The sequence below is a fragment of the Rothia sp. HMSC073B08 genome (assembly GCF_001812975.1).
Lineage (GTDB): Bacteria > Actinomycetota > Actinomycetes > Actinomycetales > Micrococcaceae > Rothia > Rothia mucilaginosa.
Genome location: NZ_KV811086.1, coordinates 2899 through 14037, shown reverse-complemented (window position 1 = coordinate 14037; position 11139 = coordinate 2899). Strand labels below are relative to the sequence as shown.

6 protein-coding genes and 1 pseudogene are annotated in these 11139 nt (G+C 58.2%); 1 reads left to right on the top strand and 6 read right to left on the bottom strand.

Annotated features, from left to right (window positions below; all coding sequences use genetic code 11):
• Together HMPREF2884_RS08155 and HMPREF2884_RS08150 are read right to left on the bottom strand one after the other, a co-directional pair.
• A pseudogene (locus HMPREF2884_RS08155) lies at positions 1-422 on the bottom strand (peptidase); the annotation flags it as partial.
• A gap of 367 nt (positions 423-789) precedes the next feature.
• Entirely contained in the window at positions 790-1869 is a 1080-nt protein-coding gene (locus HMPREF2884_RS08150; RefSeq protein ID WP_070616676.1) for an S-layer homology domain-containing protein, read from the bottom strand.
• 487 nt (positions 1870-2356) lie between these two features.
• On the opposite strand from HMPREF2884_RS08150, the gene HMPREF2884_RS08145 reads away from it, so the two are divergent.
• The gene (locus HMPREF2884_RS08145; RefSeq protein WP_070616674.1) at positions 2357-3112 is read left to right on the top strand and encodes a nicotinamide mononucleotide transporter; all 756 of its coding nucleotides are present in this window, start codon (positions 2357-2359) and stop codon (positions 3110-3112) included.
• Positions 3113-3266: 154 nt separating this feature from the next.
• Here HMPREF2884_RS08145 and HMPREF2884_RS08140 read toward each other — a convergent pair whose 3' ends face one another.
• From HMPREF2884_RS08140 to cas7u, 4 genes are read right to left on the bottom strand one after another with little or no spacing between them, the layout of a single operon-like run.
• On the bottom strand, positions 3267-4331 hold the full coding sequence (locus HMPREF2884_RS08140) for an aldehyde dehydrogenase (RefSeq protein WP_070616672.1): 1065 nt from the start codon (positions 4329-4331) through the stop codon (positions 3267-3269).
• Complete coding sequence (gene cas3u, locus HMPREF2884_RS08135) at positions 4331-7186, bottom strand: type I-G CRISPR-associated helicase/endonuclease Cas3g (RefSeq protein WP_070616670.1); 2856 nt, start codon at positions 7184-7186, stop codon at positions 4331-4333. The genes HMPREF2884_RS08140 and cas3u overlap by 1 nt, the downstream gene beginning before the upstream one ends.
• The gene (csb2, locus tag HMPREF2884_RS08130; protein WP_070616668.1) at positions 7179-8768 is read right to left on the bottom strand and encodes a type I-G CRISPR-associated protein Csb2; all 1590 of its coding nucleotides are present in this window, start codon (positions 8766-8768) and stop codon (positions 7179-7181) included. The genes cas3u and csb2 overlap by 8 nt, the downstream gene beginning before the upstream one ends.
• A 1-nt stretch (position 8769) precedes the next feature.
• On the bottom strand, positions 8770-10041 hold the full coding sequence (gene cas7u / locus HMPREF2884_RS08125; protein ID WP_070616666.1) for a type I-G CRISPR-associated RAMP protein Csb1/Cas7g: 1272 nt from the start codon (positions 10039-10041) through the stop codon (positions 8770-8772).
• Positions 10042-11139: the final 1098 nt, after the last annotated feature.

Below are 11139 nucleotides of genomic sequence, written 5' to 3'. Positions count from 1 at the left end.
GAGTTGTCGGTGGTGTTGGTAACCCAGACGGTACCGTCTACATCGTCAACGGTGATGCCGTAAGCTGCGTCGTACTGGTAGCCCTTGTCGTTCTTGACGATGGGCAGCTCGGCGACTGCCTCAATCTTCAGGGAGTTCGCGTCAATACGAGCGATAGTAGAAACGTGCTTGTCGCGGTCAGCGGTGCCCGCAACCCAAATCTTGTTGGTCTTCTTGGAGTATGCGACCTGGAACTGACCGGGCAGGCCCTGAGTAATCTTAGCCATCGCCTTATCGGTGATGGTGCGAGCGTCAGTGCTCTGGCTTGCTACCGGGGTGGATTCTGCCGCGAACGATGCGGGGATGGTGGCAACGCCGGAAATTGCCAGTGCCAGCGATCCAACGGCGAGGCCCTTGAATGCCTTGCTTGAAGCGAGGTTCATATGTATGTCCTTTTTCGTGGGTGGTGTGTGAAGGTGCGTCTCTCCCCCACCGATGGGTGGTGAGGCGCCGCGTTTTTCCTGCTCTTTGGTGTGGGTTTCATGGGCCCACGAGGAAGGAAACTAGTCTTCACACAGTATTAAGTAAGGCAACCTTTAACTTACCTTCTAGGTAATACTTACTTAGCGCACAGGATTTTGCAAGATTTTAGGCATATATAACGCAAAATTTCATATGCCAGGCACAGCCTGTCACTAAAACTCCCCGAGGTGCGGCAATACGGGGCATAACAAAACCCCCGCCTCCAGCAAAAGCCAGAAGACGGGGGTTTCACGCTACCCAGCGCGCAACGCCAGGGATAGCTAAAAATTAGGAGACATACGAGAAGTCAGTGAACAGCAGGTTCTGCAGCTTGTAACGGCGAATGAAACGAGCCAGCTCCGCGCGAGTAGTCGGCGCGGTCGGGTTGAACACACCCGAAGAATCCAGCACGATGTCGTTCGCGCCAGCCCACGCAACGTAACGGTGCAGAGTACCGGCACCGAGCACGTCGCGGAAACGAGAACCAGCAGCCTCGTTCATCTCGGTCAGCTGAACCTCCGCGTTGTACTGGAACAGTACAGCCGCCAGCTCCTCGTGAGAAACCGGTGCGGTCGGGTCAATCTTATCGCCACCAGTGAGAGGCTCAGTGATCTTGCGGTCACGAGCCCAGTGCAGCGCGTTCGCGGTCGGGCGGTCTGCCGCATCCGCAAAGGGTGCAACATTAGAGTTTTCACTCACGCCAGCGTGACCAGCAGCGTGGTTCAGCAGAGCAATAAGCTCCTCACGGGTCACAGGGCGGTCCGGCTCAAACGCACCAGTCTGCGGGTTCGGCATCAGCCACTTCTTCTGGTTCGCCATGCGGATATCCTCAGCGAACGGGTGGCTACCCGGAACATCCTCGAAAGAAGTCTTCAGGATCTTAGTCTCAGCCACGGGAATGCGCGCAGCAATCTGGTGGGCAATCTCCTGACCCCACGGGTCGGAGCAAATATCCAACTGCAGGGCGTGATCAACACCCTCACCCTGCATCAGCTCGATGGGGAACTGGTCGCTACCGCTGAAGCTGTCAGCATCACCGTCAAATTCGGGGGTGAGCGGCCAGGAGCGCAGAGTTTCGAAAGAGTCGTTACGAACGTAGCCGTGGCGTACGGTCAGGGTGGTGCCTTCGGTGAGGAGTTCGCGTAGACCGTGTGCAGTGTAGTTCACGGTCATACCGGTTTCAGTGATGGTGGCACGCTGAATAACGAGGCGCGGGCCTTTAGTTTCCTCGGTTGCCGGGGCAAGGTTTGCGGGAGCTTCGTCAGCCTGAGCGGCCTGTGCCTGCAGAGTCAGTGCGCCTGCAGCGGCGGCAGCGGAAGCACCCTTTACAAAGAATCGTCGTGAGAGTCGATGGTTAATCAAGGGCATGATTGTCCTATTCAGTTCTTGTTTGAGTTGAGTGAGTTACGGGTGGCAGGACGCGCGGACAGCCGCGTAAACGGTGAGTGAGGCCGATACGTTGGGTTCCCTCCCCTGTGTGCGTGAGTGAGACGCAGTGTACGGGGTGCGGGTGTCTGTCGGGCGGATGCGCGGTGAGTGAGACCGGCACGGTTCCCTGACCCAGTCATCTAGCGTACCTTAAGGTCCCCTTTAAAGCGAAGACGAAACGGCGGTGATTTTACGCCCATTTTCGATGTTCAACGAAATAGGGGCGATATCTGGCAAGGTTTGCCGGAAGTTGGTATGGGTTCTTGATGGGGTGATTTTGAATTACCCAATGCCGCGGTGTTCCGAGATGTGGAATATGTGGGTTTCTGAAGTTTTATGTGTGACACGCCGATTCAAACCCTTTTCAAAGAGTTATAGTTATTGGTACCCTATCACTGTTCCTATATCCTCAACAAAGGAGTTACCCATGGAGGCCAAGGAATTCTCATACGAGAAGGCTCTCCTCTTTTTCGCCAAGTCCAAGTACGCCGACCTTTTCGGCGTAGCACTGGTTATCGCCATCGCAATCGCCTCAGGATACCTGAGCACCAACCTCGCCAAATACGTCGACTGGGGCCCGATCACGAACTTCATTCCCCTCGGCGTGATTTCCGTGATTAACGTGGGTATTTCAATGATGTCTACCCGCCTGACCGGCCGCCTCTCAAATATCGGCAACGTGCTCGGCATTATTAACACGGCACTGTCTGGCGCGATTGATTACATTCTGGGCAACAAGGCAGCAATCATCACCTACCCGGTCACGTTCATCGTGTACACCTTCGCGATTCGTAGGTGGCAGAACTCCGAACGCGGCAAGGCAATGGAACCGCCGACCGGCGCGAAGGGTCAGCTGATTATTGGCGGCATTGTGGCCGGTTCGTTCGCGTTCTCCCTGATTGCGAACTATGTCGGTTACGGCGGCAAGACCTCGTTCCTGTTCTGGATCACGACCGTAGTGTTTGGACTGTCCCTGTCAGCAAACATTCTGAACGCGCTCAAGCTCACGATGCAGTGGCAGTTTTGGCTCCTGTACAACGCCGTGCAGTGCGTGAAGGCGCTGACTCAGGGCAACTTCGCGAACGTCGGCAAGTACATCTTCTACATCATCAACAGCGTGGCAGCACTGCTGCTGTGGACCCGAAATGGCACCGCAGCCAAGGGCACCGTGGCGGTGGCGTAAGGGGCGGTTCCCTAGCGCACCAGCTACCGCATATCCACCCAGCGATATGTAGGCACTCATAATAGATAGAGGGAGGGGCCCTCCGGCAATACGACCGGAGGGCCCCTCCCCTGCATTGTGCGGGCATATTTGCCCGCTTCGATAAGCGGCTAGGTTAGCCCAGCGGAATCGCGCTACCCTTCAGAACCTGACGCTCAGGAGCCGATTCACTACCCACCTTCGCGATGGGGAAAGCAACAAACGCCTGAACGCCCTTCTCACGAAGAATCGCCTTCTCGTCTGCCAGTTCGGACACGAAAATGTCAGAGCTCAAAGAGCCGCGTTCCATCGCCTTACCGAGTTCGTCAACCACCCTACGGTAGGGGTGGCTGCGCAGCACGGTTCGCAATCGGGCGGGCGTAACCCTTCCGGAGGATACCGGAAGCACCATGAGCCGCGGGTGCAAAGCGTTGTACGGGTACGCACCGGGGGTCACGCCAATCCGGTGGATCTGGTGAATCACCGGGAAATTCGCAACACCCACCAGCGCACAGAAGGCGAGCGCGGTATCGGTCGGCTGCGGGACAGTAAAACCGGTTCCGGTTCGGGATTCCGGCTTATTATCCAGCGAGTCGTACAGGGTCTGCCCGGTAATACCGCTGAGCGTCGCGGAAGGTTCCCAGGTGGCCAGGTCCGCGCACATCAGGCGCAGACGGTCCTTAACGAACTCCTGGCCCTTATTGCGAGTCTTCATCTCCCAGCGGGATGCACCGTGGTCGGGGCGAGGAGCCTTGGTTTCAAAACGCCAGTAGGCAGGTTCGCCCAGGCCGGAGATCCAGAGAAGAGACAGTAGGTCGTCACGTTCCATCAGCGCATCCAGATGAGCCTGTCGGGTCTTCTGGTGAGAAGCCCAGTCGTCCGGGTACTTCTCCGCGTCGATTCCTCGAATACGCGGGGAGAACGGGGAGAAAACAGCAGCTTCCTTACCCGCACCGTAGGACTGGTCGACGTTCACCCAGCTGTCTTCAGCGGCCAGAGAAGAAACGTAGGAGTGCACGCACTCGGCAATTTCTTCTTCTGACACGCCTTCAGCATGCATCTGGGCACGCGGCTGACCTTCCTGAGACCAACCGACAGTGACGGTTCCGGGGTGCTTCTGCTCGACCATCAGGGACAGCCCGTAGAGGGCAAAATGGGTCAATGCCGAGGTGTAGTCACCGGCAATAATCAGCGTTGCCATTAGTGTCCCTCCCGTGAAATCTGGGCGTCTGCTGCGCGTTCAACGGCCTCAAGGTAGGCGGTAGCGTACGGGCCGTAGGTGCGGCTCGTCTGCTCCATGAGGTTGTCCCAGTAACCGACGTTGAAGAGTCGGGTCGCCTGTTCCTTGAGCGCTTCGTAGTCCGTGCCTTCGGGCAGATAGCCTTCCTTAAGCAGGAAGCCTGCGTCATGAGCGAAGGAGAACCGGCCGTGACCGTGACTGCAGCCAATGATGCGCAATACCAGGTCGCGGTGCTCCCCCACCTTTTCGGGCGAGGCCGCAACCATGAGTGCAGACAGCTGCTCGTGACGCCAGCCCCTCGGCAGGGCGCTACGACTACGGGCGCGGTACGCCTCTGCCACGGAACGGTGGCCACTCTTTGCGAGCGCGTCCGCCTGCAGGTCTGCACCCAGCATCTGCTGGAAGCGCAGGTCACGTTTGCCCTCGTCGTGGTACTTTGCAGCCAGTTCCAGGGCCTCCGAGAATTCCGGCGCCAGGCCGAGGTTCTCGGCAAGCTGGCGGGTACGCTCAGCAACATCGTTCTGGTGGTCGTCCAGAAGAACGGGACCAGCCAACACCAGCTCCTGAGCGATATCGGAACCTTCAACAGACTTTTTGTCGTCGGTCACGTCGGCGTACCAGGCGATAACTTCCTGACCGTCCTCAGCCTCGGTAGAAAGCTCAGAAGCAATCCTCTTCTGGCCGCCTGAAGCTTGGCTGTCGAGCAGTTCCGCTACCTCTTCGGGTGAGAGGCCCAGGTATTCCCTGAAGTCTTCCTCACGATTCGCGCACTTCTCGTACACGTAGAGCTTGATGCCCTTGGGGAAGGGTACAGCCTCCAGCTCGTCTTTCTTAGAAGGCAGCTCACGCTGAGTCACAGCAATACCCTGGTTCGTGAACGGGATACTACCCGTATCAAGAATCAGAACGTCACCGGGGGCCAACGACTGACTGCTCTCTGCCCCCTGGTCAGCATCCTGCCACAGGGAGACTTCACCCTGACGGTAAAGGAACTTACGCGGCTTCACGCCGTGCTCATCCTGGTGGTCCAGAATCTCCTGGAGAATCTTCAGATTCGTGGGGAAGGTTTCCTCGTCGACCGGTGCGAAGTAGCTGGTCTTGAGAATCTCCATTGCGGCAGAAGTGTTGCTCGGCAGGTTATCGCGCACAATAACACCGCCCATTGCGGTTTCTGCATCCAGGGAGTCGTGCAGCCACAGGTCAAGGTCCGGCTCGTCGTAGGGGTTCTCGTCGGTACGCGAGAATTCCAGCAGGTCAGGCCATTCCGGGCGCTGGTAGAGCAGACGCTCCGGGGAGGACTGCACCGGCGGGTTCTTCACCATTGCGGCGGGGTTCACCGACGGGTTCTCAGTATCGTTGAGCGCTTCGAGCCATGCATACGCATTGCTCAGGTCGACCGCCTTGTAGGGAGGCGCGTCCTTCTTTACCGAGTCACCACTGGCAGGCCTAATAACGACGACCTTGGAATCCGTACGGTGGCCCAGACGGTTAACACGGCCGAAGCGCTGTGCCAAGGAGGAAGCCGGCGCTAGCTCGGTCACCAGGTCAGCAAAGTCAACGTCAATACCGACTTCGAGGGTCTGGGTGGCCACAACAACCTTCACGGACTTATCGCCTTCGGTAGTGAAGAGGTCGGGGTGCAACTTTTGCAGGTCGTACGGGCGCATGCGTCCTACGAGAAGCTGAACCTCTTCCTCCTTTCCAAGCACCTTATCCTTAACGAGTTTCTCCTTGATAGAGATAGCCGTCCGCACGTGGTTGACGATACAACCGACAGTATGGGCTTTCTTGGAGTCTTCACTCGCCTCACGGTGGGCAAGGAAATCCTTAATGGCGTCCACAGCGGCATCCACGACCGCACGGTTACCGGGCTTGCCATCCCACTTATCGATGGGGCGGAGCACCAGTTCCTTGTGCGAGTTGACACGCTTGCGCAGCTCTTCATCATTCGGGCTGTCGAGAGCCTCAATGTCCACGCCCAGCGTGGTCGAATCGCTGTCCTCAGTGGAGGGGGTAGCGGTCGTCTCGACCACCTGCAGGGTGGGAACACCCAGGTTGACCTCGCGCTTCTGCAACTCGGCAATACGCTGAGTGGTGTGCAACAGCTGACGGTTCATGTGTGCCTCATCGAGCACCATGACGGTGTCCATGGTCAGCAGGGCAGTCTCACGCGGGCGGGCAGCCTTGGTGCTGCCGTAGCCGCGGAAAAGCGCTCGCGAACCGTACATATCCGGGGTTGCGGCGATGATTGCGCAAGCCGAAATGTCGGTGACCGGCAGGTTGCGGTTCGAGAGTTCGCCACGGATGTGACCAGTCTCGAAGGGGTTACTCTCCTTCTCGTCGTTGCGGGTCTGGAAGCTCTGGAGAGCTTCAGCAACCCTACGCAGAATATCGGGCTCACCGGATCCGTCAGTGAGCGCCTTCTTCATGCAGCCGAGAATATTGTCGGCGCGGGTTGCCTGGCTGTCGACCAGCGCGCGGCGTCCCACGGTCACGCAGAGGCGACGGGGAACGCGCGGTGCGGCGCCAACCGCGGCGAGCGCATTCGCGAAGAGGTGGATATCAACCACGGAGGACTTGCCGGAGCCGGTCGGCGCGTTAATACGTTCCGGCCATACGCCGTGCTCGCAAATGTGGTCGAGCACTTCTTCCTGCCAGCTGAAGGGGTAGCGCTTTTGCTTTTCCTTGGGTGCTTCGTTAGGTGAGCTGTTAAGTGCGGCATCAAGCGCGGCGTCAAGCGCGGCGTCAAGCGCGGCAAAGAACTCACCGAACTCATCACGACTAATGGAGGGCAGCGCGGTAGCGGGGCTAGTCATGCTTTTCCTCCTTCTTGCGGCGGTCGTATTCTTCGGTGGGCACGTCGAACGGAACCAGCAGGCCGCCGCCCATGTGGCGGGACTGGCCGATGGCTACGATGGTCGTGTCCGTTGCCAGGTTGCCGAGGTCTACGACACCGCGCCACGGCTCTGCGGGCAGGGTGCGGGGCAGCTTGTAGGCGTAGGCGGCGGGGTTCTGGGTGACTCGGTGAGCTTCCAGAACCTTGGCTTCAGCCGTTTCCTCGACCTGATCCCTCAAGCTGCGAATTCGTTCGCGTGAGGTTTCGGCTTCGGGCGCCTCGAAGCTGTCACGCCACACGTAAGCCATGGAAAGCAGAGCGGCGTCTGCGAAGGTCCAGGCCTTCGTCTCAGTCTTCTTCGGGCGGTTGAAAACGCGCGATTCGGGAACGGCCGCGCTGAGAGTACGCCACAGGCGCTTGTACCCGGTCTTGGGAGCATCCCAGAACCCCTGCGCAGGCAGGCGCTTCTGACGAAGCTTCACGGTCAGTCGGGGGAAGTCCTGAGCGTAGAGGGTTTCGACACTCCTGAGCGCGATACCGAGTTCTACTGCTTCATCGGTCGGGGCGCTTGCCGGGACCAAGACGAGTAGGACTCCCTGAGACTTCACCCCACGACGCAGATAGTCGGGCAGGTAGCGGGCAGGCAGGTACTGCAGCGCCAGGCTGTTGGCCGGCTTGTGGTCCTTGGGGTACTTGCCGGTGATGAGGCTGGGCGCGCCGAATCCTGCGGCAGCTACGAGTGCCTTGTGCAGAAGGGAGCTTGCCTTGACGTACTGTTCGGGCTTCAACTCTTCACCATCTACTTCGAGGAGCCACAAGTATTCCCAGGGGCTGGTGGAAGTTTCAGCCTCCACAGGCTGGTACTTGATGGATCCGAGGCCTGCGGTGGGTACCGATGAGGGGCGCATCGTGTCGCTCGCTGCGGTCTTATCGCCTGCCTTGGTGGGAACCTTGACGGGGTACGCTTCTGCATGAGCACGCATGAGCGCGTTGATTCGACCGGGTACGGGCACACGGACGGGCATGCCACCTGCTTCGAAGGGACCCGACTTGGTGTCGATGGTGTGGGTGGGTTCCACGTCTCCGGTGTAGAGGGCGGTGAAGCTGCTGGCTTCTCCGAGGGAGGGTACTTCGCCACAGAGCTGGGTGATGGTTTCCGCGATGTCTGCGGGTACCTTATCGTACTGCCAGCCGATGGTGTCGGATACTGCCCAGCCGTCGGATACGGCGCGACGTTCGGTCTGCCGCCCATCCTTGGTGGAGCGCGCTACCTCGCGGTACATGAATCGGCTCATCTTGTTGGGTGAGCGGTACACGGGGCACATGTCGGGAAGCTGTAGCCCGGTCGGGGGGTTCTCTTCAAGCCATTTGAGGGCTTTGAGAGATTCTTCCGAGGGGGCGAGCTGCCCGTTTTCGATAATTGCGTGAGGTCCCTGCGCGGCCGCGCTGAGGAGCGCGGCCTGCAAGCGGGCAGGGTCGGGGAAGGCGTCGGGGCTTCCGTCCGCCTTATGGCCCTGGTATACGCCGAGCGGGAACCTCGCGAGAATTCCGAGGTTCGTCATATTATTCAGCGTCCTCCGCGGTGGCGTTCGCGATGATGCTGGGGTTGCCCTCGACGTTGAGAGTCTGGCCGTTCCAGTCAGCCACACCTTCCTCCTTGGCGTACTCGATAGCTTCGAGGAGAAGCTGGTCGGCCTGCTTAACGGTCAGGGGTGCGAAGGTCTTCTTCTCACCGAAACGCTGGTCGAGGGTAACGACGGGTGCGGCGGATTCGATCAGGTCGCAGTTGGCACGGATGTAGAGTTCACGCTCCGCACGGGCAATGGCGTTGAGGCCGAGTGCGGCAAGGAGTGCACGCGCAGCAACGTTCTTTTTTTCGTCGGTGCCGAAGCGCAACTGGCGCAGGGTGGCGAGGCTCAGAACCCAGGAACGGATGATACGGCAGCATGCGACGGCGCCGGTTTCTTCGAGTACAGGCGGGATGCTACCCAGGCCGAGGGGGGAAGCGGAGATACGGGCATCGGCCTTGGCCTTCTTAATTTCGTTGCGACGAGCTCCAACGTTGACCGGGCTCAGTTCAGCTTCCTGGTCATTAACCAGGGACTCCATGTCCTTAGGGGTAAGCTGCACACTAGCAGCGACGGCGTCGACGCGGGCGCCGCCACGGCGTGCCTGTCGGTGTTCAGCGCCAGGATCCTGGTCTGCGAGGACGCCGATGATTTCACCGACGAGGGCGCTGCGCAGGCGGACCTGGTTGCTCTTGCGGGTGGAGTCCCATGCGCCGAAGAGGAGCGCTGCAGGGGCGGTGTTGAGCAGTGCGCTCATGTCTGCGGGGGTGCAGTTGCGCAGTGCGCGGTACTGGTCGTTTTCGGTGATGGGCTTACCGTCGACACGACCGGCACGGAAGTGGCCGTCGAAGATGCGGTGGGAGAGCTCCATGTCGCTGTATTCTACGGGGCCATTTTCAGTCTTGTAGGTGACGACGGCGCGGGGAATCTTGACGGCTGCTTCGTCACCGTACTGGCGGCCCTGTTCGATGGCGGCTTCTGCGCGGTTGAGTTCGGACTGCTTGCTGTCGATGAGGACGACCTTCTGAGACTTGCCCTTGACGACCTTTTCGGCGTCTTCGGAGTCTTCCGGGTTCTGAATCTCTTCCACAATGTAGCGGGTTTCGTAGGCAAAGACGGACTTCTTGTCATCAACGAACTTGGCGGGTGCCACGGATGCGTGGGGGCCTGCTGCGGGTTCGAGTTCGGTGATGGAGGTGATGACGGAGCCGCCGCCGAGTTCGACGTTTTCGATGAGGTCGTCGAGGGTAATGATGTTCTGGGACATGGTTGTCTCCTTATATATTGGGTGCACGTTTGCTTCGATGCGTTGGACGTGCACGTTTACTTGTATAGCTTTAAGCTACCTTGCTTTCCCGAATGGTGCGCGTGTTTTCGTCACGCTGCTAATTCGGTATGCCTTTTCCTTCTCCCCTGTGCTGTCACGTCCGTGTTTTGGGTAGTGACAGCACAGGGTATGAAAGGTAAGCATATGACCACACAAGCGGTCAGCATGCAGGCAGATTGGGAGGCTCCTCCGTACTGCCGGTATACTGATTAGGTTATGCCTGCGGCAACAGGCATAACCACCGCTTGATGCGGTAAATGCTTATTGAACAAAAGCCGCCCGTTGCGCCTCGCGTAGCGGGCGGCTTTTTTGTTTATGTCATAAGCGGAGTCATTATCCTTCACCTCCAAGGTCGGGGTTAGAGTCACTTCAGCTTGGTTCTGCAGAGACTTCTGAACCGGTTGACACCTCAACATTAGCATTAAGATAATATTCAAGCAACACCCTGGACCCAAGTTAAATTAACATTACGTATATACCGATAGAGTCTCCCCCAACAGCAGAAGGAGGAAACTAGCATAGAAAGCTTCTAGGTTCAGTTTGTTTCTCTGTAACCCAGAAGAATATATTCCGATGACTTCCCTAGTTAAATTAACAGTACGTACCTCAATGAAAGCTCACACCATAGCAGGCGCAAGGATTAGGCAATAAGCGTATACCCAAGAAATCATCAGATATCTTCATTATCCCTGCCCCTCCTCTGCGACGCAATCGGTTCTGTCCTTCGCTCATAATCTCACCATAGCGCTGTTACAGATTACACGCATCCAGTTTGGTCATTTCAGACTCAGATAGCTGCCTTGAGAAATCCGCAGTAGGTGTCACATATAGCCCCATCTTCATATTTAAAGAGAAGAGCCCCGGTTTAGAAACCAATCTGGTTTCTAAACCGGGGCTACGCAACCCGCGCGAGATTTCGCGATTCATGCTCAGAATCGCACTGAAGATCCCTCACCCGAAGGAGGGGAAATGAAGCCACAGCATACCGTGACGAATTCTACGGCTGGCCTCAATGAAAGTCCCCACCCGAAGACGGGG

Excerpts from the sequence above, each read along its gene's own strand:
- cas7u (WP_070616666.1), bottom strand. The coding sequence starts at position 10,041 with ATGTCCCAGAACATCATTACCCTCGACGACCTCATCGAAAACGTCGAA.
- HMPREF2884_RS08145 (WP_070616674.1), top strand. The coding sequence starts at position 2,357 with ATGGAGGCCAAGGAATTCTCATACGAGAAGGCTCTCCTCTTTTTCGCC.
- HMPREF2884_RS08150 (WP_070616676.1), bottom strand. The coding sequence starts at position 1,869 with ATGCCCTTGATTAACCATCGACTCTCACGACGATTCTTTGTAAAGGGT.
- cas3u (WP_070616670.1), bottom strand. The coding sequence starts at position 7,186 with ATGACTAGCCCCGCTACCGCGCTGCCCTCCATTAGTCGTGATGAGTTC.
- csb2 (WP_070616668.1), bottom strand. The coding sequence starts at position 8,768 with ATGACGAACCTCGGAATTCTCGCGAGGTTCCCGCTCGGCGTATACCAG.
- HMPREF2884_RS08140 (WP_070616672.1), bottom strand. The coding sequence starts at position 4,331 with ATGGCAACGCTGATTATTGCCGGTGACTACACCTCGGCATTGACCCAT.